The sequence below is a fragment of the Methylobacterium sp. BI1 genome (assembly GCF_056680125.1).
On the sequence record NZ_CM155267.1, the window covers coordinates 3061018 to 3085502 of the forward strand.

Annotated in this window: 24 protein-coding genes; 14 read left to right on the top strand and 10 right to left on the bottom strand. The window is 70.8% G+C overall.

Annotated features, from left to right (window positions below; all coding sequences use genetic code 11):
- Window positions 1-43 precede the first annotated feature (43 nt).
- The 4 genes from aspS to AC1MGR_RS14415 all read left to right on the top strand — a co-directional run bounded on the left by aspS (window position 44) and on the right by AC1MGR_RS14415 (window position 4064).
- Entirely contained in the window at window positions 44-1858 is a 1815-nt protein-coding gene (aspS, locus tag AC1MGR_RS14400; protein WP_480232039.1) for an aspartate--tRNA ligase, read from the top strand.
- Window positions 1859-1912: 54 nt separating this feature from the next.
- Complete coding sequence (locus tag AC1MGR_RS14405; protein ID WP_480232040.1) at window positions 1913-2227, top strand: hypothetical protein; 315 nt, start codon at window positions 1913-1915, stop codon at window positions 2225-2227.
- Between the two features lie 104 nt (window positions 2228-2331).
- On the top strand, window positions 2332-3375 hold the full coding sequence (locus tag AC1MGR_RS14410) for a hypothetical protein (protein WP_480232041.1): 1044 nt from the start codon (window positions 2332-2334) through the stop codon (window positions 3373-3375).
- Window positions 3372-4064 carry a hypothetical protein gene (locus AC1MGR_RS14415; RefSeq protein ID WP_108036090.1) on the top strand — a complete coding sequence of 231 codons (693 nt, stop codon included), beginning with the start codon at window positions 3372-3374 and terminating at the stop codon, window positions 4062-4064. The genes AC1MGR_RS14410 and AC1MGR_RS14415 overlap by 4 nt, the downstream gene beginning before the upstream one ends.
- Window positions 4065-4067: 3 nt before the next feature.
- On the opposite strand, the gene AC1MGR_RS14420 is transcribed toward AC1MGR_RS14415, so the two are convergent.
- On the bottom strand, window positions 4068-4322 hold the full coding sequence (locus AC1MGR_RS14420; RefSeq protein ID WP_108036089.1) for a DUF3297 family protein: 255 nt from the start codon (window positions 4320-4322) through the stop codon (window positions 4068-4070).
- A 384-nt stretch (window positions 4323-4706) separates the two neighbouring features.
- On the opposite strand from AC1MGR_RS14420, the gene AC1MGR_RS14425 reads away from it, so the two are divergent.
- From AC1MGR_RS14425 to AC1MGR_RS14440, 4 genes are all read left to right on the top strand, one after another.
- On the top strand, window positions 4707-7040 hold the full coding sequence (locus AC1MGR_RS14425) for an NADP-dependent malic enzyme (protein ID WP_480232042.1): 2334 nt from the start codon (window positions 4707-4709) through the stop codon (window positions 7038-7040).
- 167 nt (window positions 7041-7207) lie between these two features.
- Entirely contained in the window at window positions 7208-8182 is a 975-nt protein-coding gene (gnd, locus tag AC1MGR_RS14430; protein WP_480232043.1) for a phosphogluconate dehydrogenase (NAD(+)-dependent, decarboxylating), read from the top strand.
- 95 nt (window positions 8183-8277) lie between these two features.
- Window positions 8278-9006: a 6-phosphogluconolactonase gene (gene pgl, locus AC1MGR_RS14435; RefSeq protein ID WP_480232044.1), complete on the top strand. Its 729-nt coding sequence runs from the start codon at window positions 8278-8280 to the stop codon at window positions 9004-9006.
- Between the two features lie 132 nt (window positions 9007-9138).
- On the top strand, window positions 9139-9720 hold the full coding sequence (locus AC1MGR_RS14440) for a hypothetical protein (protein WP_480232045.1): 582 nt from the start codon (window positions 9139-9141) through the stop codon (window positions 9718-9720).
- A gap of 119 nt (window positions 9721-9839) precedes the next feature.
- On the opposite strand, the gene AC1MGR_RS14445 is transcribed toward AC1MGR_RS14440, so the two are convergent.
- From AC1MGR_RS14445 to AC1MGR_RS14485, 9 genes are all read right to left on the bottom strand, one after another.
- Entirely contained in the window at window positions 9840-10007 is a 168-nt protein-coding gene (locus AC1MGR_RS14445) for a hypothetical protein (protein ID WP_480232046.1), read from the bottom strand.
- 144 nt (window positions 10008-10151) lie between these two features.
- Window positions 10152-10349: a hypothetical protein gene (locus tag AC1MGR_RS14450; protein WP_108036078.1), complete on the bottom strand. Its 198-nt coding sequence runs from the start codon at window positions 10347-10349 to the stop codon at window positions 10152-10154.
- A gap of 195 nt (window positions 10350-10544) precedes the next feature.
- Window positions 10545-11843 carry an oxalate/formate MFS antiporter gene (oxlT, locus tag AC1MGR_RS14455; protein WP_480232047.1) on the bottom strand — a complete coding sequence of 433 codons (1299 nt, stop codon included), beginning with the start codon at window positions 11841-11843 and terminating at the stop codon, window positions 10545-10547.
- A gap of 414 nt (window positions 11844-12257) precedes the next feature.
- The gene (locus AC1MGR_RS14460) at window positions 12258-12725 is read right to left on the bottom strand and encodes a hypothetical protein (RefSeq protein WP_480234802.1); all 468 of its coding nucleotides are present in this window, start codon (window positions 12723-12725) and stop codon (window positions 12258-12260) included.
- Between the two features lie 194 nt (window positions 12726-12919).
- Window positions 12920-13705, bottom strand: a complete 786-nt coding sequence (locus AC1MGR_RS14465; protein ID WP_480232048.1) for a DeoR/GlpR family DNA-binding transcription regulator — start codon at window positions 13703-13705, stop codon at window positions 12920-12922.
- Window positions 13706-13812: 107 nt separating this feature from the next.
- Window positions 13813-14829 (bottom strand): 4-hydroxythreonine-4-phosphate dehydrogenase PdxA, encoded by a 1017-nt coding sequence (gene pdxA / locus AC1MGR_RS14470; RefSeq protein WP_480232049.1) that lies wholly within the window; start codon window positions 14827-14829, stop codon window positions 13813-13815.
- The gene (locus AC1MGR_RS14475; RefSeq protein WP_480232050.1) at window positions 14826-16091 is read right to left on the bottom strand and encodes a four-carbon acid sugar kinase family protein; all 1266 of its coding nucleotides are present in this window, start codon (window positions 16089-16091) and stop codon (window positions 14826-14828) included. The genes pdxA and AC1MGR_RS14475 overlap by 4 nt, the downstream gene beginning before the upstream one ends.
- 1 nt (window position 16092) lies before the next feature.
- The gene (locus AC1MGR_RS14480; protein WP_108036068.1) at window positions 16093-17127 is read right to left on the bottom strand and encodes a 2-keto-3-deoxygluconate permease; all 1035 of its coding nucleotides are present in this window, start codon (window positions 17125-17127) and stop codon (window positions 16093-16095) included.
- Window positions 17128-17353: 226 nt separating this feature from the next.
- Window positions 17354-18097, bottom strand: a complete 744-nt coding sequence (locus AC1MGR_RS14485) for a sulfite exporter TauE/SafE family protein (protein WP_480232051.1) — start codon at window positions 18095-18097, stop codon at window positions 17354-17356.
- Between the two features lie 291 nt (window positions 18098-18388).
- Between AC1MGR_RS14485 and AC1MGR_RS14490 the strand changes: the two genes are divergently transcribed.
- The 6 genes from AC1MGR_RS14490 (at window position 18389) to AC1MGR_RS14515 (ending at window position 24477) form a co-directional block, all read left to right on the top strand.
- The gene (locus AC1MGR_RS14490; RefSeq protein ID WP_108036064.1) at window positions 18389-18706 is read left to right on the top strand and encodes a UxaA family hydrolase; all 318 of its coding nucleotides are present in this window, start codon (window positions 18389-18391) and stop codon (window positions 18704-18706) included.
- 25 nt (window positions 18707-18731) lie between these two features.
- On the top strand, window positions 18732-19994 hold the full coding sequence (locus AC1MGR_RS14495; protein WP_480232052.1) for a UxaA family hydrolase: 1263 nt from the start codon (window positions 18732-18734) through the stop codon (window positions 19992-19994).
- Between the two features lie 207 nt (window positions 19995-20201).
- Complete coding sequence (locus AC1MGR_RS14500; RefSeq protein ID WP_480232053.1) at window positions 20202-21560, top strand: cation:dicarboxylate symporter family transporter; 1359 nt, start codon at window positions 20202-20204, stop codon at window positions 21558-21560.
- 89 nt (window positions 21561-21649) lie between these two features.
- A complete protein-coding gene (locus tag AC1MGR_RS14505; protein WP_480234803.1) occupies window positions 21650-22591 on the top strand; it encodes an NAD(P)-dependent oxidoreductase in 942 nt (313 codons plus the stop codon).
- 6 nt (window positions 22592-22597) lie between these two features.
- Window positions 22598-23587, top strand: a complete 990-nt coding sequence (locus AC1MGR_RS14510; protein WP_108036060.1) for an Ldh family oxidoreductase — start codon at window positions 22598-22600, stop codon at window positions 23585-23587.
- Window positions 23588-23748: 161 nt separating this feature from the next.
- The gene (locus tag AC1MGR_RS14515) at window positions 23749-24477 is read left to right on the top strand and encodes a GntR family transcriptional regulator (RefSeq protein WP_108036370.1); all 729 of its coding nucleotides are present in this window, start codon (window positions 23749-23751) and stop codon (window positions 24475-24477) included.
- Window positions 24478-24485: the final 8 nt, after the last annotated feature.

Consider the following 24485-nt stretch of genomic DNA (forward strand, 5'->3'; position numbering starts at 1 on the left):
CCCAAAGCCCGTGATCCGTCAGCCCGTTATGCAGCAGCCCGCCATGCACCGTTACCGGACCCATACCTGCGGGGCGCTCCGGCCGTCCGATGTCGGCCAGAGCGTCCGCCTCTCCGGCTGGTGCCACCGCATCCGCGACCATGGCGGCGTGCTGTTCATCGACCTGCGCGACCATTACGGCCTGACCCAGTGCGTGGTGGATTCGGATTCGAAGGCCTTCCAGGCCGCCAACGCGGCGCGCTCCGAATGGGTCATCCGCATCGACGGCCGGGTCCGCACCCGCCCGGCCGGCACCGAGAACCCCGACCTGCCCACCGGCACCCTGGAGGTCTACATCGACGACCTCGAGGTGCTCGGCCCCGCGGGCGAGCTGCCGATGCCAGTCTTCGGCGACCTCGACTACCCGGAGGAGACGCGGCTCAAGTACCGCTTCCTGGATCTCCGGCGCGAGAAGCTGCACGCCAACATCATGAAGCGCGGCGCGATCATCGACAGCCTGCGCCGGCGCATGCGGGACGGCGGCTTCTTCGAGTTCCAGACGCCGATCCTCACCGCCTCCTCGCCGGAGGGCGCGCGCGACTACCTCGTCCCGTCCCGCGTCCACCCGGGCAAGTTCTACGCGCTGCCGCAGGCCCCGCAGCAGTTCAAGCAGCTGACGATGATCGCGGGCTTCGACCGCTACTTCCAGATCGCACCCTGCTTCCGCGACGAGGATGCCCGCGCCGACCGCTCTCCGGGCGAGTTCTACCAGCTCGACATCGAGATGAGCTTCGTCACGCAGGAGGACGTGTTCCAGGCGGTGGAGCCGGTGCTGCGCTCGGTCTTCGAGGAATTCGCCGAGGGCAAGCGCGTCACCGGCACCTTCCCGCGCATCCCCTACGCCGAGGCGATGCTGAAATACGGCGTCGACAAGCCGGACCTGCGCAACCCGCTGATCATCGCCGACGTGACGGCGGCGTTCGCCCGCGAGGACGTCGCCTTCAAGGCCTTCAAGGGCGTGATCGCGTCCGGCGGCGTGGTCCGGGCCATCCCCGCCACGGGGGCGGCGACCCAGCCGCGCTCGTTCTTCGACAAGCTCAACGACTTCGCCCGCGCCGAGGGCGCACCGGGCCTCGGCTACATCATCTTCGAGGACGACAACGGCACGCTGACCGGCAAGGGTCCGATCGCCAAGTTCATCCCGGCCGAGGTCCAGGCCCTGATCGCCGAGAAGACCGGCACCAAGGCCGGCGACGCGGTGTTCTTCTCGGCCGGCACCGAGGCCAAGGCGGCGGCGCTCGCCGGCAAGGCCCGCATCCGCATCGGCGACGAGCTCGGCCTGTCCGACAAGGACCAGTACGCGTTCTGCTGGATCACCGACTTCCCGATGTACGAGTGGAACGAGGACGAGAAGCGGATCGACTTCTCGCACAACCCGTTCTCGATGCCGAACTTCGACCGGGAGGCGTTCCTCGCCCTCGACCCGGCGGATGCCGAGACCATCCTGAACATCAAGGCGTTCCAGTACGACATCGTCTGCAACGGCACCGAGCTGTCCTCGGGCGCGATCCGCAACCATCGCCCCGACGTGATGGAGAAGGCCTTCGGCATCGCCGGCTACGGCGTCGAGGTGCTGGAGGAGAAGTTCGGCGGCATGCTCAACGCCCTGAAGCTCGGCGCCCCACCGCACGGCGGCATCGCGCCGGGCATCGACCGCATCGTCATGCTGCTCTGCGGCGAGCAGAACCTGCGCGAGGTCGTGCTGTTCCCCATGAACCAGCGCGCCGAGGACCTGATGATGGGCGCCCCCGCCGAGGCCACGCCGAAGCAGCTGCGCGAGCTCCACATCCGCCTCAACCTGCCCGAGAAGGGCGCCTGAGGCGACGAGACCGGCCTTCCCCGCGCGGGGAAGGCCCCGACCCCTGAGGCGCGCATGAGCCACCTCCTCCGTCCGGCCGAGGCACTGGTCCGCGCCGTGGCGATCCTCACGGCGCAGGGCTTCGCGGTGGTGGCCCGCAACACCCGGGGCGACAGCGTCTACCTCAAGCCCGAGGCCTGCGCCTTCGCCCTGCGGGTCTCGAACCACGCCCGCACGCCGAAGCAGCGCCGGAACCACCCCGACGCCATCACCAGCCTCGTCCTGCGCGACCCGACCTCCGAGGCCGCACTGGCGGAGGCGGTCGCCGTGGCGGTGCGGAATTTCGCCGGCGAGCGGACGAAGCGGGAGCTCGGAGTGAGCACCGACTGACCGAACACGGACTGGAATATAGAACTAAGATAGGTTTTTATTGATATTTTGATGGTTCCGTGAGAGAGATGGGCCGGTCGCTCGATCTCTTCGGAGCACCGCCCATGTCGCTGTCAGGTCGTGAGAGCGCGGAACGCGCGAAACTCCCCTATGACCTCGCGGCCCTGAGGGTCGAACTCGGCCTGCTCCGCGTCGGGCATCTCCTCTCTCGCGAACAGCTCCTCTTCCGGAAGTACGATCCCGATCAGCCCCGGACGCCCGCCGGCGAGACCGGGGCCGGGCAATGGACCTCTGGAGACGGCGGGCAGGAGGTCGTCGCCGATGACGGCTCGCGGGTGCTCTCGCTGCGGATTCGCAGCCGGCCCTCCGAGACCTGGGACGAGCAGCACGGTGTCGTCGCGCCGGACGGGACCCGAACCCTCTTCGAGATGGAGGGGCGGACCCAGACCATCCGCGACGGCGAGACGGGTGAGATCCTGTCGCGCGCCACCTTGGTCAACGGTCAGGTGGAGCCGGAGGCCTTCGTTCAGGGTGTGAGAGCCCCGGACTTTTCCGGCTCACGGATCAAGGCGACCGTCGAGGCCGCATTGGCCTTGCTCTCGGTTCTGTCTCTCCGGAAGAGCCGCGACGGAACTGCGATCTTCGAGGCGCCGGCCAGCGCGTATGAGCCCGGGGCAGATGCGAACCATCCGGCGATGTGGGTCGGTCGGGTCGATCAAGCCGAACTGGACGCTGCCTGTCCGCGTCGTGGCGAGGTTCAGGGGATCCTCGATGACTCCGTCACTCAGGTGCGCGCCACCGGGAATTTCATGGACGCGCAGGATTTTGGCAACAAAGTTCACGCCGTCGCTGCGGCAAAAATTCGTGCACTTAACGATCCCAATCTCGTTCAAGAAATTTCATTTATTCCTGCTAAAATAGACTTGGCTATTCCAGAGAAACCAAGTGAGGTACCCTACGGAACTCAGTTCTCGATTCGGCTTGACGCCCTTGAAAAAAGTGACCCATTGACGGTCTGCATCCATGATTTCAAGACCGGCAAGAGCGGCCTCGCAGCGCTGCGTGCCACCCAGATCGCACGGATGGTGGCCGTCAATTTCCCTGGCACGCAGCGCATTATCGTGAATGAAATAAGGCCTTCCCGATGACGAACGCCAAGCAGATCAAGCAGGTCTTCGGGCCCCTGGCAGCGCAGTACAACGATCTGAAACAGATCGGGTCCCACTATCTCTGGCTTCTTCCGGTTCGCCACGTGGCGTTGCGCGTCCTGATCGACCGAAGTTCGCACAAGGACTTCTGTACGCCGCGATGGACGATGTTGGAGACCTTCATACCGGGTTCCGATCTGATGACGAGCATCGGCCATTCCGGCTACCTGCATCGTCCTGCCTCGTCCCGCGTGGTGGAATGGATTTGGTCGGACCCGACGATGATCGAGGATCTGCTCTCGGTCATCGCGACGGTCGCACTGCCCCGGCTTCGCGCGATCGATTCGCTGCCGGCATTCTGGACGGTCTACTCCGACGGCACCGATATCAAGGTGCCGCAATGGCCGGAAATGCGCCTGATCTTCCACATTGCTCTCGGCGACCTGGATGCGGCGCGGGCGCTCTACGAAACCCTGGAACCGGAGCTTCGCGAAAACCGGTATCCCAATCTCCCCTGGATCCAGGGACGCCGCCGGATGGTCCTGAGCGTGGCCGAACCGCTCCTGGCCGGCGACCGGGCCGCCCTCGCGACCATCCTGCACGGCTGGGAGGCGGACAACGTCCGCGGCACGAAGCTCGAGCCCTACTGGGAGCGGACGCCGTTCCCGCTGGAGGCTGCGTCGGCCTGACGCTCAGCCCTCGGCCGGTGCGTCGTCGCGAAAATACGGCTCCACGGGGCCCTTGAGCTTCACCGTCATCGGGTTGCCGGCGCGGTCCAGGGTCTTGCCGGCCGAGAGGCGGACCCAGCCCTCGCTGACGCAGTATTCCTCGACGTTGGTCTTCTCGACGCCCTTGAAGCGGATGCCGATGCCGCGCTCGAGCATCTTCTCGTCGTAGTACGGGCTGTTGGGATTCACAGCGAGGCGGTCGGGGGGCGTGTCGGACATCGTCGCGGGCCTTGGATCGTTTCACGTCGTGCGGTGTGGACCGCTAGCGGGTACGGGATTCGGCGCGGGGCCGCAACGCCGGGCCGTCCGGAGGGCGCGTCCGCGGGGGCGGCCAGGAACGCAATCCCCGTCGCGATGGAACAAAATGCGCCGATCGTCAGCGCCGGGCCATGGTCCGGACGCGACAGGAATGCCCCGTCGTAGGAGTTTGTGCCGAAGGGAAAACCGGCCCAAAGGGTGGGCGGGCACGGTCGATCCGGGTCTCCGCGCGCGGGTTGCGCCCATCCGGCAGCCGGTGCAACAGGAGCGCCCAGCGAAGATCCCGCCGATGATGGGAGACGCGCTCCGACGCCGGGGCAGCGCGCAATCCTCAGGAGGACGACCATGGGCGACAATATGTCCGACGATCTCAAGTCGGGAGCGCTCGTCTATCACCGACTGCCGCGGCCCGGGAAACTGGAGATCCAGGCGACCAAGCCCCTCGGCAACCAGCGCGACCTGGCGCTGGCCTACTCGCCCGGCGTCGCCGCCGCCTGCATGGCGATCCACGAGGATCCGCAGGAGGCCGCCACCCTCACCATCCGCCAGAACCTCGTCGCGGTGCTCACCAACGGCACCGCCGTGCTCGGCCTCGGCGACATCGGCCCACTCGCCTCGAAGCCGGTGATGGAGGGCAAGGCCGTCCTGTTCAAGAAGTTCGCCGGCATCGACGTGTTCGACATCGAGGTCGCCCAGCACGACGTGGGCAAGCTCGTCGACGTGGTTTGCGCCCTGGAGCCCACCTTCGGCGGCATCAACCTCGAGGACATCAAGGCGCCGGAGTGCTTCGAGGTCGAGGAGCAGTGCCGGGCCCGGATGAACATCCCGGTCTTCCACGACGACCAGCACGGCACCGCGATCATCGTGGCGGCCGCCGTCCTCAACGGCCTGGAGCTCGCCGGCAAGCAGCTCTCCGACGTCCGCATCGTCACCTCGGGCGCCGGTGCGGCGGCGCTGGCCTGCCTCAACCTGCTGGTGTCGCTGGGTGCCCGCGTCGAGAACATCACCGTCACCGACATCAAGGGCGTGGTCTACAAGGGCCGCACCGAGCTGATGGACCGCTGGAAGGACGTCTACGCCCAGGAGACCCAGGCCCGGACGCTCGCCGAGGTCATCCCCGGCGCCGACGTGTTCATCGGCCTCTCGGCAGGCGGCGTCCTGAAGCCCGAATACCTGGAGAAGATGGCCGACAAGCCGCTGATCATGGCGCTGGCCAACCCCTACCCCGAGATCATGCCGGACCTCGCGCAGGAGAAGCGCCCCGACGCGATGATCTGCACCGGGCGCTCGGACTTCCCCAACCAGGTCAACAACGTCCTGTGCTTCCCCTACATCTTCCGCGGTGCCCTCGACGTCGGCGCCACCTCGATCAACGAGGAGATGAAGCAGGCGGCCGTGAAGGCGATCGCGGCGCTGGCCCGCGAGACGCCCTCCGACGTGGTCGCCCGCGCCTATGGCGGCGAGGCCCGGCCCTTCGGCCCGCGCTCGCTGATCCCGAGCCCGTTCGACCCGCGCCTGATCCTGCGCATCGCCCCCGCCGTGGCCCAGGCCGCGATGGATTCGGGCGTCGCCGGCCGGCCCCTGGAGAACGTCCAGGCCTACACCGACAGCCTTGACCGCTTCGTCCACCGCTCGGGCTTCATCATGAAGCCGATCTTCTCCAAGGCGAAGGAGAACCCCAAGCGGGTCATCTACACCGAGGGCGAGGACGAGCGCGTGCTGCGCGCCGCCCAGGCGATCTGCGAGGACAAGGTCGCGCGCCCGATCCTCGTCGGCCGGCCCCGGGTGATCGAGACCCGGATCAAGCGCTTCGGCCTCTCCCTCAAGCAGGGCGTCGATTTCGACCTGATCGATCCCGAGGACGATCCGCGCTACCGCGACTACGTCGCGACCTACCTGGAGGCCGCCGGACGGCGCGGCATCACGCCGGACGCCGCCCGCACCCTGGTGCGCACCAACAACACGGTGATCGGCGCCATCGCGGTGCGCCGCGGCGAGGCGGACGCGCTGATCTGCGGCCTCGAGGGCCGCTTCGAGACCCGCCTGCGGGTGATCCGCGACGTGATCGGCCTCGCGCCGGGCGTGCTCGACTTCGCCGCCATGAGCCTGATCGTCACCAAGGAGGGCGCCTACTTCCTCGCCGACACCCACGTGCGGCCGGATCCCAGCGCGGAGGAGATCGCCGACGTCGCCGTGGCCTGCGCCGAGCACGTCAGCCGCTTTGGCCTGACCCCGAAGATCGCGCTCCTCAGCCACTCGGATTTCGGCCAGTCGGATTCGCGCTCGGCGGTGAAGATGCGCACCGCCCTGGGCCTGATCCGCGAGCGCCGCTCGGACCTCGAGGTCGACGGCGAGATGCAGGCCGATTCCGCCCTGTCGGAGCTGATCCGCGACCGCGTGATGCCGGCCTCGCGCCTGAAGGGCGCGGCGAACGTGCTGATCCTGCCGAACCTGGATGCGGCCAACATCGCCTTCCAGTTCGCCAAGGTGCTGGCCGACGCCCTGCCCGTCGGGCCCCTGCTCATCGGCCCGGCCAAGCCCGCCCACATCCTGTCGCCGTCGGTGACGGCCCGCGGCATCGTCAACGTCACGGCCGCCGCCGTGGTCGAGGCGCAGGCGGCCGAGGTCGGCGCCAGCCCGGTCCTGGCCGAGCCCGGCGTCGGGCCGACCTCCGCCTGAGGGCGGCGACGGCGTCCGGCAAGGGGGAGACCCGCGCGCCGGACGCAGGGGCGGCGGCCGCACCGCCGCCTCGCCCTGGCGGGCCAAATGCGATAGCCCTGCTCGCGAGGGAGCGTGCGACGGCCGGGCGCGAGTCCGGTGCGCCGTCGCGGGCACGGGAGACACGGATGCAACTCGGCATGATCGGCCTCGGCCGGATGGGCGGCAACATCGTCCGCCGGCTCCTGCGGGACGGCCACCAGGCGGTGGTCTTCGACCAGAACCCGGAGGCGGTCGCCGCCCTGGTGGCGGAGGGCGCCACGGGGGCGGACAGCCTCGAGGACTTCGTCGCCAAGCTCTCCGCGCCCCGCGCCGCCTGGGTGATGCTTCCGGCGGGCGCCATCACCGAGGCCACGGTGACGAGCCTCGGCGGCCTGATGGCCGCGGACGACGTCATCATCGACGGCGGCAATTCCTTCTACAAGGACGACATCCGCCGCGCCGCCGCCCTAAAGGGCGCCGGTATCCACTACGTCGACGTCGGCACCTCCGGCGGCGTCTGGGGCCTGGAGCGCGGCTACTGCATGATGATCGGCGGCGACGGCGCCGCCCTGGAGCGCCTCGACCCGATCTTCCGCACCCTGGCGCCCGGCATCGGCACCATCCCGAAGACCCCGGGCCGCGAGGGCCGCGATCCCCGGGCGGAGGCCGGCTACATCCATGCCGGCCCGAGCGGGGCTGGCCACTTCGTCAAGATGGTCCATAACGGCATCGAGTACGGCCTGATGCAGGCCTATGCCGAAGGCTTCGACATCCTCCGGCACGCCGATTCCGAGGACCTGCCCGAGGCCCAGCGCTTCCAGCTCAACATCGGCGACATCGCCGAGGTCTGGCGCCGCGGCAGCGTGGTCTCGTCCTGGCTCCTCGACCTCACCGCCGGGGCCCTGGCCCAGGACGAGCGCCTGGAGGACTTCTCCGGCTTCGTCGCCGATTCGGGCGAGGGACGCTGGACCCTGAACGCCGCCATCGAGGAATCCGTGCCGGCCAACGTGCTCTCGGCGGCCCTCTACGCGCGCTTCCGCTCCCGCGAGGAGGCGAGCTACGCCGACAAGCTGCTCTCGGCCATGCGCAAGGGCTTCGGCGGCCACCAGGAACCGAAATAGCCCCACGGCGGGTTTCCGCATGTCCGGGGGGCGTTCCCCGGACCCCTGCCCTGCCGCCCCGGTTTCTCGCCGGCCCGCCCGGAGGTTCCGCGCCGATGATCCCCCTGCCCGAAGCCGCCGAGATCCTGCCCGATGCCGACGCGGTGGCGGAGGCCGCCGCCGAACACCTCGTCGCCCTGTGCCGATCGGCGCCGCGCCCGGACATCGCGGTCTGCCTCTCCGGCGGCTCGACCCCGAAACGCCTCTATGCCCGGCTAAGCGGCCCGGACTACCGGGCGCAGCTGCCCTGGGCGCGCCTGCACTGGTTCTTCGGCGACGACCGGATGGTGCCGTGGACGGATGCGGCCAGCAACGTCCGCATGGCGCGGGAAGCCTTCGGCGACGCGCCGATCCCGGACGGCCACCTGCACGGGATGGAGACGGGCGGAACCCCGGAGGCCGGCGCGCGCGCCTATGCCGAGGCCCTGCGGGCCTTCTACGGCGCCGCCGTCCTCGATCCCGCCCGGCCCCTGTTCGACCTCGTCCTCCTCGGCCTTGGCGAGGACGGGCACACCGCCTCGCTGTTTCCGGCCAAGCCGGCCCTGGCCGAGCGGCACGCCTGGACGGCGCCGGTGCCGGAGGCGGGGCTCGCTCCCTTCGTGCCGCGCATCACCCTCACCTTTCCGGCCCTCGCCTCGGCCCGGGAGACCCTGGTCCTCGTGACGGGGGCCGGGAAGCAGGAGCCCCTACGCCGACTCGCCCGCGGCGAAGACCTGCCCGCCCGGCACCTGCGCAGTGTTGGCCGCCTGGTCTGGCTGGTCGACCGGGAGGCGGCGGGCGCCTGATCTGCACGAAAACAGAGCTTTGCCGGTCTCGGTCGACGCTTCACTGACAAAAGATGTTGATTTGTCGGTATCGGTAGGCGAACACTTTTGCATTGCCGGAATGTCCCGGTCTCGCAACGCTGTGTCATGGGCGTGGAGTCTTCCGAAGGCCTGTCCCGCCGCCCCACCCCGCCCCGGCGGTGGCGCCGCACCCCCCGGCACCGGATCGGACCGCTGCGCTCGATCTCCGAGGCGGCGCCGCATCCGATCCTGCGCGGCATGCGCTCGGGCGCCCTCGCGGGCCTCGCCCTGGTGGCCGGGCTCGGCCTGCCGATCCTCCTGGTTTTCACGGTGAAGGCGCCCCCCCCGGTCATGGACGAGGCGCCCGCCGCCGCCCGGGTCTGGGCCGCCGAGCCGGTCGCACGAGTCGCGGCCGAGCCCCCGACTGCTGCCCCGGCGGCTCCCTCGGCGCCCGCCAGGGGGCCGGTCGCGACGGCGGGAGCCGGGGTCGAGCCCGGACCGGCTCGCGCTGCGCCTGGTCCGGCCCCCGCCGCCCCGCCGGCGACCCCGGCGCGCGGGGACGGCGCGCGCTCCGCCCTCAGCCTCGACCTGATCCCGGTGCTCGACGATGCGAGCGGGGGTCTCACGATCGAGGATTCGACCGCGGCGGCGGCGGTCGCCAAGCCGGCGCGGCCAGCCCGCGCCGCCGCGGCGAAGCCCCCCAGAACGCCCTGACGCCGTCCGCCCGGGGCCGGCCCAGGACGACCTCTGTGACGCCCTTACGAAGCCGCCCATGAAAAAACCCGCCGCGACGGCCGTCGGGCGGGTCGATGTCGCGGGTGGCGCGGCCCCGATCAGGCGGCGCGGCGGGCCGGCGGCAGGGCGTTGTCGTTGAGCGCGACGAACATGCCGGCCGAGCCCGTATCGGCGGCGGCCGGTCCCGTGGCCTCCTCGTCGAGCAGCAGGGCCAGCATCGGGCCGATGGCGACGGCGGCCATTCCGAGAACGAACATGGTGAGCATGGTGGGATCCCGGGTGCAGTGCGACGGTCTCTTATCGCGCTGCACAAAGGAATTTGGCATGCCACATACAGCAAGGCGGGCATGCAGCCGTGGCCGGTCTCGACGACTGGATGGCAGGGGCCGAAGACCTGCGAAGACCTGCGCCTAGCGGTGCACCGGCTCGGGGACGATCGGTGCCAGGGGCAGCAGGTAGTAGCCGCCGACCAGCAGGATGGCCGAGAGGACCAGGCCCAGGGACGACACGTACAGCACGGTGAAGACGTCGCGATTGAAGTCGGCCGTCTGCAGCACGACGAACGCGAAGGGAATACTCACGAGGGCGAGGAGGACGGAGAGGACCATCGGGCAACCTTTGCACGGAACCTTGCTCGGAATCGTCTATGGAACCTTGGCCGGTGGAAGGCGGACCGAGACCGTCCGGGGTGCGGACGGCTTCGAGCCGGGCACCGGGCCCGGCTCGAGAGGGACGTCGCGTCGGACCGGGCGCGGCGGGGCGCCTGGGGGATGCCCCGGCCCGGGGGCCGGGGCGCGGTCGGGTCAGGCGTGGGCCAGCACGCCGGCCGGCTGGGCCACGCCCTGCGCGGCGTGGTGGCGCTTCAGCATCGGCCGCAGCACCGCGATGGCGAGGAAGGCCGCGATGAGGTCCATCACCGCCACGGTGTAGAGCACCGTCGCCCAGGTGCCGGTCGCCTGCATCAGCAGGTTGCCCACCGGCACGAAGAGGGCGGCGAAGCCCTTGGCGCAGTAGAGCACGCCGTAGATCTTGCCGATGTGCTTGGAGCCGAAGGTGTCCGCCGCCGTGGCGCTGAACAGGGAGTAGACCTCGCCCCAGGCCAGGAACACGATGCCCGAGAGGATGACGAAGGCCCACGGGTTGGTGCCGAAGTAGCCCAGCGCGACGATGCCGAGGCCTTCCATGGTGAAGGCGATGAACATCGTCTTCTCGCGGCCGATGCGGTCGGAGACGTAGCCGAAGAGCGGGCGCGAAATGCCGTTCATCACCCGGTCGAGCATCAGCGCGAAGGGCAAGGCGGCCATGGCGAAGAAGTACAGGTTGACCTGGAATTCCTTCACGCCGAGATCCTGCGCGATGACGCCGAGCTGGGCCACCGCCATCAGGCCGCCCGTCACCGTGCAGGTGAACATCAGCAGCATCACCCAGAAGACCGGCGTGCGCAGGGCCTCGCGCAGGGTGTAGTCCCGCCGGGTCTGCAGCACCTTCGTGGAGAAGGTGACCTCGCCCTTGGCCGGGGCGCGCAGGCCGATGGCCGCCAGCATGATGATGCCGCCCTGGATCAGGCCGAAGGTGAAGAACGCTTGGGCGTAGCTGCCCTGCGCGATCATGTTGGCGATCGGGATGATGGTCAGGGCCGAGCCCGCGCCGTAGCCGCCCGCCGTGAGGCCGACCGCGAGGCCGCGCTTGTCCGGGAACCACTTCAGGGCGTTGTTGATGCAGGTGGCGTAGACGCAGCCGACGCCGATGCCGCCCGCCACCGATCCGGCATAGAAGCCGGTGAGCGAGGTGGCGTAGGAATTGATCACCCAGGCGAGGCCGGTCATCAGGCCGCCGAACAGCACCACGCGGCTCGGGCCGTACTTGTCGATGAAGTAGCCCTCGATCGGGGTCAGCCAGGTCTGGACCACGACGAAGATCGTGAAGGCGACCTGGATCGCCGCGCGATCCCACCCGAAGGTCTTCTGGATTTCAGGAACGAAGAGGGTCCAGGCATATTGTATATTGGCAGCGGCGACCATGCAGGCGACGCCGAGAATCAGTTGCAACCATCGATTGACGGATGGTTTCGTCGTGGGGGGCGCGGCAGCAGTCATCGCCATGAGCTCGTTTCCTCGTTCTGCTTGGGACGGGATGCGTTGTGTTGAAGATCCCGATTGGAATGCTCGATTGCAGCCCGCACGCCTGAGGCGAATCCTGTGGTCCACTTGCCGGGCAGCACACCTGCATTATTTGGTATGCCACGGACCCGTGCAAGCAGAATAATTCTACGGTGGGGCGGGATTTTTCGGGATTAAACCCGTTGCCGGGCGCGTTTACGGCCTTGGACCCAGTCCTGCCCCGAACGATTCCTGTTCAGGACGCGCCCAGTCGCCAGTTGATCGCTGGCGGCGGGGCGTAATGCTGTCCTGTGCCTGCCGCGATGGCGGCTTTTACCGGGAAAGACTTCTCGCCGGAGAAACTTTCGGTTCGCCCCGTTCCGGCGAGGGGCCAAATCGCCGCCCGGCCGCGATGCCCTAGCGGGGCAGGCGCAGGAGCCGCGGCCGCCAGATGCCCAGGGCGACGTTCGCCGTGGCCACGGCCAGCAACACCCAGAGCGTGGCGCGCTCCGGCCCGAGGGTGGCTGCCAGGGTGGCGGGATCGACCCGGCCCGCCAGCGCCAGGGCGCTCTGCTCGGCCTCCTGGCGCATCGGGCCTTGCACGTAGACGAGCACGCCCTCGAACATCAGCACGCCGGTGGCGAGCTTCAGCCAGGCCCAGCCGGCGTTGAGGAAGCCGCGGTTCAGGGTCATGGCCAGCAGGCCGGAGACCAGGGTCAGCGCCAGGCTCGGCAGGACGATCCAGGTGGCGACCGCGCCCATGGCGGCCCGGGCCGCGGCGTAGCCGTCGAGGGCGCTCGGCGGCGGCGCCGCGGCGAGCATGACGACGAGGGCCGCCATCGCGCCCAGCAGGCCGGTCGACCCCATCGTGTGGAGGAACTTCATCAGGCGTCGGGTCACGCGTCCGGCCTCCGGCCCAGGATCGGCCGATCCTAGCCCGGACGGAGGGTGCGGCGGTAGCCGGCGCGCGCCGCGGACCCAATCCCGTTCGCTTCCGTCGGGGCGGCGGATCGGAGCTTCGCTCGAGCGCCGCGCAGGCCCGTCGATCCCGGCACCGCCTTGACCGGGCGGAGCCCGGATCAGCCGTCCCGGTCGGGGGCCGGTCCGGGGGCCACGTGGATCCGGGCGCCGGCCTCGGCCAGGCGCCGCAGCTGCTCGCGCGGCTCGGGCGAATCCGTCACCAGGGTCCAGTCGCGCGGCAGCGGCGCCCAGGCGGTCTGCTCGGCCCGGCCGAGCTTGCCCGCATTGGCCAGCACGATCACCTCGCGCGCCTGACGCATCATCAGGGACTTGAGGGCGACCTGGTCGAGGCTCGCCTCGCACAGGCCGCGTCCGGCCACGACGCCGTCGGCGCTGACGATCGCCCGGTCCGCCGTCATCAGGCGCAGGGCCTCGATGGCGAGGGGGCCGACGGTGCTCATGCTGGTGGCCCGCAGCGCCCCCCCGAGGACGACGAGCTCGAGGCCCGGGGCCTCGGCCAGGAAGGGCAGCAGCGCGAGGTTGTTGGTGATGATCCGCAGGCGCCGCTTGGCCAGGAGCTGGCCGAAGGCCGCCACCGTCGAGCCAGCATCGAGGATCAGCGTGTCTCCGTCCGCCACGAGGTCGAGGGCGGCCCGGGCGATCGCCCGCTTCTCGGCGCCGTTCACCGCCAGCCGTTCCGTCAGGGTGGTCTCGGGTGGGTGCCGGGTCAGGATCGCCCCGCCATAGGTCCGGCGCACGGCCCGGGTGGCGGAGAGGTGCTGGAGGTCGCGCCGGACCGTGGAGGCGGAGACGTTCAGGCGGGCCGCGACGTCGTCGACGTCGATCTCGCCGACGCTCAGCGCCTCCAGCAGCAACGCCCGACGCTCCTGGCTGCGCATCGACATGGGTTCGTGGCTCTCCCGGCTTCGGTCCCTCGTCATGGCCGAGGTCGCAGCCGCTGGCCAGGGCGTTTCGCCCGGACCGGCGGCCGCGCCGCGGGCGGGGCGCAGCCTCAGGCGGCGATCGATTTCGGCGCGAGGTCGACGGCCTGGCGCAGGGCCTCGATCAGGCTGCGCTCGTCCGCGATCCCCGTGCCGGCGATGTCGAAGGCCGTGCCGTGGTCGACGGAGGTGCGGATCACCGGCAGGCCCACGGTGATGTTCACCCCCGCCTCGAGCCCCAGGACCTTGATCGGGCCGTGGCCTTGATCGTGATACATGGCCACCACCATGTCGTAGTCGCCGCGCCCGGCGAGGAAGAACAGCGTGTCGGCGGGCAGCGGCCCGCGCACGTCCCAGCCCTTGGCCCGGCAGGCCGCGATGGCCGGGGCGATCTTCTCCGCTTCCTCGCCGCGCCCGAACAGGCCGTTCTCGCCCGCATGGGGATTGATGGCGCAGACGCCGATCTTGGGGTCGGCGATGCCGGCCTTCACCAGTACGGCTTGGCCGCGGGCGATGACGCGCTCGACGAGGCCGGGCTCGATCTTCGCGATGGCGTCGAGGAGGCCGATATGGGTGGTGACGTGGATCACCCGCAGCTTGGGCGAGACCAGCATCATCGAGACCTCCGGCGTGCCCGTGAGGTGGGCGAGGAGCTCGGTGTGGCCTGGATACTTGTGGCCGGCGGCGTGGAGCGCCTCCTTGGACAGGGGCGCGGTGCAGATGCCCTGCGCCTGCCCGGCCTGCACCACCGCCACGGCCGTCTCGATGTAGCGGTAGGCCGCCTCCCCCGCGACCGGCGAGACCTGCCCGAACGGCAGGTCGGCGGGCACGACCTTGAGGTCGAGGCACTGCACCGCGCCGGTCTCGAAATCCGCCTCCCCGGCTGCCGACAGGGCATCGACCGTCAGGCCCGAACCGACGATCCGGCCGGCCTGCCGCAGGCGCTCGGCGTCGCCGATGACCAGGGGCCGGCACGTCGCCTGGACGTCGGCGTGTCCCAGGGCCTTCATGATGATCTCCGGCCCGATGCCGGCGGGATCGCCCATGGTGATCGCCAGTGTCGGGCGGGTGGAGCTGGGGCCGGTCATGAGAAGCGTCCTTCGGTTCGGGCGGCGCGCAGGCGCTCGCGAATGCGGATGAGGGAGTCGGCGTCGCCGAAGGCGCCGGCCTTGGTGGCGACCGGCACGGTGAGGCGCCCCAGGGTCAGGCCGAGGGAGACCCCCGGCTCGATCTCGTCGACGAGGCGGATGCCGTCGACGCCGAAGCGCGCCAGCAGCGCCGCGGCGGTCTCGCCGCCGGTGGCCGCGACGGCGCCGATCCGGTGCGCCACCGGGTCGAGGGCCTCGGCGAGGCCCCGGGCCAGGCGCGGGCCGAGGGTCATGTCGGGCTCGCCCGCAGTGGTGATCTCCACCAGGGCGTCGCCGCCGGCTTCGAGGATGGCGGCGACGCGGTCGGCGAAGGCGGCCCGGTCCGGGCCGTCCGCGAGCAGCGTCCCGGGGTCCGCGGGCAGGTGGGTGACGCCGTCGCATCCGGCAAGCCTGCGGGCGGCCGCGCGGCTGGCGGCCGCCAGCGAGCCGACCACGATCAGGCTGCCGAAGCGGCTTGGCGCGTGGGACGGGGGCTGGATCGCCGGTGCCGCCGGGAGGGCGGCGAGCGCGTGGGCGAGGCCGGCGCTGCCGATGAAGAAGGGGGCCGGGGCGATGGACAGGCCCGCCGCCGCGATCCTGTCGAGATCGGCCTCGGTCTCGGCGTCGCAGACCGCGACCGCCGGCCCCGCGGCGGCGATCCGGGCGAGGGCGGCGCCGAGGTCCGGCCCGCGCACGGCCGCGAGCGGCACCGTCTCGCTGCGGATTCCCGCGCTGGCGAGGACGGCCCCGAGGTCGGCGCTGGCGTAGGTGTGATCGCGCCGCCAGACCTCCGCCGCCTCCAGGGGGCGGCCGTCGACCCGGACCCGGCCCCCCAGGGTGGTCCGGCCCGTGGCCGGGAAGGCCGGGGCGCAGATCCCGAAGGCGGACCCGGCCCGGGCCGCCAGGACGGCCAGGGTGGCGGCGGTCTCGGCGGCGGGCTGGCCCCGGAGGGTCGAATCAATCTTCTTGAACAGGACCCGGTCCGGGCCGAACCAGCGCGCCAGCAGGGCGGCGTGGCGTGCCGCCGCCGCCTCCCCGGACAGGCCGCGGCTGTCGGCGTCGTAGGCCAGCACCGCGAGGTCCCGGTCGGCGACGCCCGTCGCCTCCCCCCAGGTCACCGCCGCGTCGAGGCCGCGCCGCCCGAAGGCGATGGCGCAGTCGGCCGCCCCCGTCAGGTCGTCGGCGAGGATGAGCCAGCGGCGGGCCGAATCGGCGGCGGTCATGTCAGCGGCCGGCGACGGGCTGCGCGGGCGCGACGGGCTCCGGGCTCCCGGTCCCGGCCTCCAGCTCGGCCTCGCCCCCGGCCTCACCGCCGCCGAAGCGCCGGGAGGCCCAGGCGGTGGCGATCGGCACCAGGATCGCCGTCACGACGACGCAGGCCGCCACCAGGATCGTCGCCGGTCCGGCGGCGTCGGCATAGGCCGGGTTGGCCGAGGCGACGATCGCCGGCACCGCGGCGGCGTTGCCCGCCGTCGAGGCCGCCGCGATCCCGGCGACGCCGGTCCCGCCCGTCAGCCGGTCGGCGAAGAACAGCGGGATGCCGGTGACGACCACCACGGCGACGCCCATGGCGAGGCCGAGCAGGCCCGCCTGCCAGACCTTGGTCAGGTCGAGGCCGGCCCCGAGGGCGAAGGCGAAGAACGGGATCATCACGGGGATCGCCCGGCTCAGGAAGGCGCGCATCTCCCGGTCGAGGTTGCCGATGATCATGCCGACGAGGAGCGGCAGGATCGCGCCCACCAGGGTCTGCCAGGGAAAGGCCGAGAGCCCGGCCACCCCGAGGGTCACCATGGTGAGGAAGGGCCCGCTCTCCAGGGACATCACGGTGTAGGCCCCAACGTCGCGGGGACGGCCGTACTGGCCCATCAGCGCCATGTAGAGGCCCCCGTTGGTGTCGTTCATGGAGGCGACCACCGCCAGGGTGGAGAGGCCCGCGAACATGCCGGCCGCGACGGGCGCCTCGCCGAGGACCTGTCCGAAGACCAGCCCCAGCAGGATGGCGATGCCGACCTTCACGATCAGCAGGGTGCCGCCCTTCTTCATGATGTAGGGCGTCGCGCGGAAGTCGATGCTGGCGCCCATGCAGACGTAGAAGACCGCCAGGATCGTCAGGGCGCCGGAGAAGAGCGCGCCCGTGAACGAGCCGAACAGCTTCGGGGTGCCGGGAAAGAAGGTGGCGATCAGGGCGCCGGCCAGGAGCGGCACCACCATCATGCCGCCGGGCACCGCCTCGATGGCCCGCTTGATCGGAATCTGCATGTGCGTCTCCTCCGTGCGCGTTTCGCGCAATTTTTTTGCGTTTGACGATTATTTTCGTCGCCTGTGACCGGGAGTCGACCGCAGCGATTCGCTCATTCTGCGCATAATGCGCATAAGGTCAACAATTTTGCGTGATGCGCGCAGATCTAAACGGGCGCCCGGGCGACGAATCCCACGGCGGCCGGATCGCTTCGCGGGCCGACGTCTCCGCCGTCCGGAGGCTGCCTCAGGTCAGCAGGCCGGGGAGCGCCAGGGCGGTGGTGGTGACGCCGATGGCGGCGAGCAGCGCCAGGACGAGGGTGCGGAACCGACGCTGGTCGATCTGCGCGAACAGCGACAGCCCGGCCAGCACGCTGACGAGGACGATGGGAAGGCCGAGGGCGAGGTCGCCGAGGAGCTCGGGCGGGAACGGGTTGAGCACGGCCAGGATCGCCAGGGACCAGACCTGCAGCACCAGGGTGAAGCTCTGGTAGACCGCCCGCTGCATGCGCGGTTCCCAGCCGCGCACCAGGCTCCAGGCGGTGGGGAGCGCGCCCGACAGTCCGGCGATGCCGCCGAGGATGCCGCCGAGGAAGCCCACGGCGCCGTCGCTCCAGGCGTTGCCGAACGAGACCCGGAAGTCGCTGCGCAGCAGCGCCACCCCGGCGCTGTAGAGGATCAGGAAGACCCCGATCAGCACCTTGATCAGGGCGGGGTTGAGATCGTTGAGGAGGTAGATGCCGATCGGCGCCCCGAGCAGGCCGGGGCCGATCATCGCCAGGGCCGTCGCCCGCGGCGGCAGGGTCCGCAGCCGGATCACCGACAGGGCCTGCGAGAGGATGCTGCAGGTCAGCACCAGGGCCGTCGCCTCGACCGGCGCCCGGATCGACAGCAGGGTGCCGGAGGCCACCAGGGCGAAGGCGAAGCCCGTCAGGCCCGAGATGAGGCCGGCGCAGGCGAGGCACAGGACGATCTGGAGGGTCTCGCTCACGCTGCGTCTCGGTCTCGGGGGATCGTCGGAAGGCGGGCCGGCCGGACCACGCGCCGTGAGCATTTATGTCTTATATAAGATTACGACCGGATCAAGCCGACGCCGGCCGGGACGCCGCCTGACACGGGTAATCGGGGGCACCGGCAGCGTGATTCGTACAGGGGGATCCCTCCGATCGGGTCCCCTGGGCGCGCCGCGGGCGCCTTCCGGATTGACGCCGGAAAATCTCATGTCTTATATAAGACTCAGTCGCCGCAAAGAGCCGACGGCTTCACCAAGGAGGATCTCGGAATGAACAGCCACGCCGGATCGGGCGAGGGGCGGACGAAGCCGCACCTGCTCGCCCACAGCCCGCTGGACAACGTCGCCGTCGCGGTCATCGAGGGTCTGAGTGCCGACACCGATGCGTTCGGCGTCATCACCGAGAACGATTCGACCTTCGCGGTGCATGTCCGCCACGACATCCCGATCGGCCACAAGGTGGCGCTCACCGACCTGAAGGCCGGCGATACGGCCATCAAGTACGGCCAGGACATCGGCAAGATCATCAAGGACGTCGCCAAGGGCGAACACGTCCATGTCCAGAACCTCAAGACGAAGCGCTGGTGAGGTCGCGATGCCCGGAGAGACCATCATGAACGCCCCCGAGACCACCTCCCCCTTCGTCGGCGGAGCCCCCGACCAGTTCGCCACCGGCGCCCTCGGCGCCGCCCGCCCCTCGGCGGACATCAAGGCCGCCACCTTCATGGGCTGGCGCCGCGAGAACGGCCGCGTCGGCGTGCGCAACCACGTCGTCCTCCTGCCCCTGGACGATCTCTCGAACGCCTCCTGCGAGGCGGTCGCCAACACCGTCAAGGGCACGATGGCCCTGCCCCACGCCTATGGCCGCCTGCAGTTCGGCGAGGATCTCGAGCTCCACTTCCGCACCCTGATCGGCATCGGCTCCAACCCGAACGTCGCCGCCGTGGTGGTGATCGGCATCGAGGACCAGTGGACCAACCGGATCGTCGAGGGCATCGCCAAGACCGGCAAGCCCGTGGTCGGTTTCGGCATCGAGGGGCATGGCGACATCGCCACCATCGCCAAGGCGAGCTACCAGGCCAAGCGCTTCGTGCAGTGGGCCACCGAGCTGCCCCGCGAGGAATGCCCGATCTCGGACCTCTGGATCTCGACCAAGTGCGGCGAGTCCGACACCACCACCGGCTTGTCCTCCTGCCCCACCGTGGGCAACCTCTACGACAAGCTGATCCCGCAGGGGGTCTACGGGGTGTTCGGCGAGACGTCGGAGATCACCGGCGCCGAGCACCTCTGCCGCGAGCGCGCCGCCACGCCGGAGATCGGCGACAAGTGGTTCGCCATGTGGAAGTCCTACCAGGACGACGTCATCGAGGCCCACAAGACCGACGACCTCTCGGATTCCCAGCCGACCAAGGGCAACATCCTCGGCGGCCTGAGCACCATCGAGGAGAAGGCGCTGGGCAACCTCGAGAAGATCGGCCACGACTGCCGCTACATCGACGCGCTGCAGCCGGCCGAGTCCCCCGCCAAGGGGCCGGGCCTGTACTACATGGACACCTCCTCGGCGGCGGCCGAGTGCGTGACCCTGATGGCGGCGGCGGGCTACGTGGTCCACACCTTCCCCACCGGCCAGGGCAACGTCATCGGCAACCCGATCGTCCCGGTGATCAAGATCACCGGTAACCCGCGCACGGTGCGTACCATGGGCGAGCACATCGACGTCGACGTCTCGGGCGTGCTCACCCGGGAGATGACCATCCCGCAGGCCGGCGACGCCCTGATCGACATGGTGGTGCGGACCGCGAACGGACGGCTCACGGCCGCCGAATCCCTCGGTCACCGCGAGTTCGTGATGACGAAGCTGTACCGGAGCGCCTGACCGGCGCCGCCTCTCCCGCCGCGTTCCGGACCGGAACGCGGCGGGACGCCCCGACGCCATCGGGGTTTTTCGCGGAGGCGGAACTTTCGCGAAGGCGGAATTTTTCGCGAAGGGATGAAGACCGCACAGCGGCGCATTCCGTTCGAAGCGCGCGTGGGAGGAACGCCAATGCGGGTCGCGCCAATGCGGTTAGTGCCCATACGATTTTTGCGGTCGATCTACGGCCAGGTCCTGATCGGCATCGCCCTCGGCATCGTCGTGGGCGTGCTGGCCCCCGACTTCGCCGTCGGCCTGAAGATCCTCGGCGACATGTTCATCAACCTGATCAAGATGGTCGTCGGGCCGGTGATCTTCTGCACGGTGGTGGTCGGCATCGCCCATGTGGGCGACATGAAGAGCGTCGGCCGCATGGGCCTGAAGACCCTCGTGTACTTCGAGGTCTCGACCACCGTGGCCCTCGGTGCCGGCCTCCTCTTCGTCAACCTCCTCCGGCCGGGCGACGGCATCAACGCCACGGTGGAGAGCCTGGACGCCAAGAGCGTCGCCACCATCGCCGGCAAGGCCCACGCCCAGAGCGTGATGGAGATCATCGCCAACATCATCCCGCACAGCGCCGTCGACGCCTTTGCCAAGGGCGACCTCCTGCAGGTGATGTTCTTCTCCGTGCTGGTGGGGATGGGCCTCGCCGCCATGGGTCCGAAGGGGCAGTTCCCCCTCAAGGTCATCCACGCCTTCGGCGACATCCTGATGAAGGTCGTCGGCATCATCATGCACTTCGCCCCCATCGGGGCGTTCGGGGCCATGGCCTTCACCATCGGCAAGTTCGGCCTCGGCATCCTGGCCCAGTACGGGCTGCTGATCCTGTCCCTCTACCTGACCTTCTTCGTGTTCATCGTGCTGTTCCTCGGCGGCGTGATGCGGTTCTACGTGGGCCTGAGCCTGTGGAAGCTATTCCTCTATGTCCGCGAGGAGATGTTCATCCTGCTCGGCACGACCAGCACGGAATCGGTCCTGCCGCGCCTGATGGCCAAGCTCGGCGGGCTCTCCGTCGAGAAGGGCGTCACCGGCCTGGTGATGCCGGCGGGCCTGTCCTTCAACATGGACGGCTCGTGCATCTACCTGACCATGGCGATCGGCTTCATCGCCCAGGCGCTCAACATCCCGCTCACCTGGGAGCAGGAGCTCGGGATCCTCGCCATCGCGCTGGTGACCTCGAAGGGCGTCGCCGGGGTCGCCGGGGCCATCCTGTTCGTGCTCGCCGCCACCCTGCAGGCGTCCCAGCTCCTGCCCGTCGCCGGCATCGCGCTGATCATCGGCGTCGACCGCATCCTCAACGAGCTGCGCTGCATCACCAACGCCATCGGCAACATGGTCGCGACCCTGGTGATCGCCCGCTGGGAGGGCAAGATCGACCTCGCCCATGCCCGCGCCGTCCTCGACGGGCGCATCCAGCCCGACCTCGACAGCCTCGACGAGCCGGACGAGGTGCTCGCGGAGGCGCCCGTCCCCACCGCCCCGAGCCCGGCCCGCCACCGGGCGATGGCCGCCGCGATCCCCGCCACCTGACGGGCCGCGTCCCCGCAAACCGGAGGCCCAGCGCCGTGACACCATCCGACATGACGCCCACACAGACGACCACGTCCCGGACCGGCCGCGTGCCGAAGGTCGTGATCGCCGAGTTCATGGACGAGGCCGCCGTCGCGGCCGAGCTCGGCGGCTTCGCGACCCTCTACGACCCGGCCCTGGTCGACCGGCCGGAGGACCTCCGGGCGGCCCTGGCCGACGCGGACGCCCTCGTGGTCCGCAACCGCACCCAGGTGAACGCCGCGCTCCTGGCCGCCGCCCCCGACCTCAAGGTGGTCGGGCGCCTGGGCGTCGGCCTCGACAACATCGACCTCGATGCCTGCCGGGCCCGCGGCGTCGCCGTCTATCCCGCCACCGGCGCCAACGACGTCGCGGTGGCCGAGTACGTGATCGGCACGGCGATGCTGCTCCTGCGCGGCGCCTACGGGGCCAGCGCCGCGGTGGCGGCCGGGACCTGGCCGCGCAACGCCCTGATGGGCCGGGAGATCGCGGGCAAGCGCCTCGGCCTCGTCGGCTTCGGCGCCATCGCCCGCGAGACCGCCCGCCGCGCCCTCGCCCTCGGGATGCAGGTCGCGGCCCACGACCCCTTCCTGCCGGCCGACGACCCGGCCTGGCGGCCCGACGGGGGCCCGGTGGCGCGCGTCGATCGCGAGGCGCTCATCGCCGGCAGCGACGTCTTGTCCCTGCACGTGCCCCTGACGCCCGAGACCCGGGGGATGATCGATGCGCAGGCCATCGCCCGGATGCCCGCCGGGGCGGTGCTGATCAACGCCGCCCGGGGCGAGGTGGTCGACGGCGTGGCCGTGGCGGCGGCTCTGCGGGCCGGGCATCTCGGCGGGGCCGCCCTCGACGTCTTCCCGCAGGAACCCCTCGATGCCGCCGCGGGCGCCCTCTTCCGCGACGTGCCCAACCTCGTCCTGACGCCGCACATCGCCGGGGTGACCCGGGAATCGAACGTGCGCGTCTCCCGCGTCACGGCCCAGGCCGTGCGCCGCCACCTCTCCGAGGACTGACCCGCGATGACCACCCTGAGCCTCGCCGCCGCCCACGCCCTCGTCCGCGCGGCCCTGGTCCGCTGCGGAACCCGCGCGCCCGCCGCCGACAGCGTCGCCCGCGCCCTGGTCGGGGCCGAGGCCGACGGGCTGAAGGGCCACGGGCTGTCGCGGGTGGCCTCCTATGCGGCCCAGGTCCGGGCCGGCAAGGTGGTGGGCGACGCCGCGGTCGCGGTGACGCGGCCCAGGCCCGGCCTGCTGGCCGTCGACGCCGCCCACGGCTTCGCCTACCCGGCCCTCGACGCCGTGGTGGAGCAGCTCCCGGCCGTGGTCCGCGCGCAGGGCGTGGCGGCGGCCGGCATCCGGCGCTCGCACCATTGCGGCGCGGCCGGCCGCCCCGTCGAGGCCCTGGCCGAGGCCGGGCTCGTGGCGATCCTGCTGGCCAACACCCCCGCCGCCATGGCGCCCTGGGGCGGATCCCGGGCGGTGTTCGGGACGAATCCCCTCGCCTTCGCCTGCCCCCTGCCCGGCCGTGCGCCGATCGTGGTCGACCTGTCCCTCTCGAAGGTAGCCCGCGGCGCGATCATGGCCGCCCGCCAGCGCGGGGAGGCCATCCCCGAGGGCTGGGCCCTCGACGCCGCGGGCGCGCCGACCACCGACCCGGCCGCCGCCCTGAAGGGCACCATGGTGCCGCTCGGCGACGCCAAGGGCACGGCGCTGGCCCTGATGGTGGAGCTCCTCGCCGCCGGCCTGACCGGCGGGCGCTTCGCCGGCGAGGCGAGCTCGTTCCTCGACGCCGAGGGCGATCCGCCGGGCACCGGGCAACTCGTCGTCGCGTTCGCGGCGGATGCCTTCGGCCCCGGCGCGCTGGCCCGGTTCGCGGAGCTCGCCGGCTCCATCGAGACGCAGGACGGGGCCCGCCTGCCCGGGGCCCGCCGCCTCGCCCTCCGGGCCCGGGCCGAGGCCGAGGGGCTCGGCGTCCCGGACGCCGTCGTGGCCGAGATCGAGGCGCTCTGACGATGAAGGCCGCCCTCCCGAGCGGGACCCGCCCCCGGCCGCCGGCTCTGCGGATCGACCGATTGCCCGGAGGCGGGCTCGGCCTTAACGAGGGACGGGACACCGTGCTGGGAAACCTCTCCTTTCCTCCGCCCACGCCCGGGGAGCAGCGGCGCACCGACATGGAACGCACAGGTGGGAATGCGGTGGGTTTCCGGCCGCTCTATCGGCAGGTCTACGACACGCTCCTGCGCCGCCTCGCCGACGCCGTCTGGCAGCCGGGCCAAATCCTGCCCAGCGAGGGGGTGCTGGCGGCCGAGCTCGGCGTCAGCCAGGGCACGGTCCGCAAGGCCCTCGACGCGCTCACCGCCGACAGCCTGCTGGTGCGCCGCCAGGGCCGCGGCACCTTCGTGGCGGAGCACGACGACAAGCAGAGCGTCTTCCGCTTCTTCAAGCTGCGCCCCGACGGGGCGGTCGCCGGAACCCCGACCAGCCGCGTCGTCGCGATCGCGGAGGCCGCGGCCAACATCGACGAGCGCGACCGGCTCGCCCTGCTGCGCAACGCGCGCGTGGTGCGGCTGGAGCGGGTGCGCGCCCTCGACGGACGGATCTGCCTCGTCGAGACGATCGCCGTCCCGTCGAGCCTGTTCCCCGGCCTGGCCGCGATGGAGCTGCCGAACACGCTCTACAGCCTCTACGCGACCCGATTCGGCATCACGATCGCCACTGCGCACGAACGCCTGAAGGCGATCGCCCTGGCCCCCGACAAGGCGCCCCTGCTGGGGGTGCCGGCGGGAATCCCGGTGCTGGAGGTCGACCGCGTCGCCGTGGATCTCGAGGACCGGCCGGTGGAGTGGCGCCTGTCGACCTGCCTCACCGAGGACATCCACTACGCCTCCGTCCTGCGCTGACCGCGCGG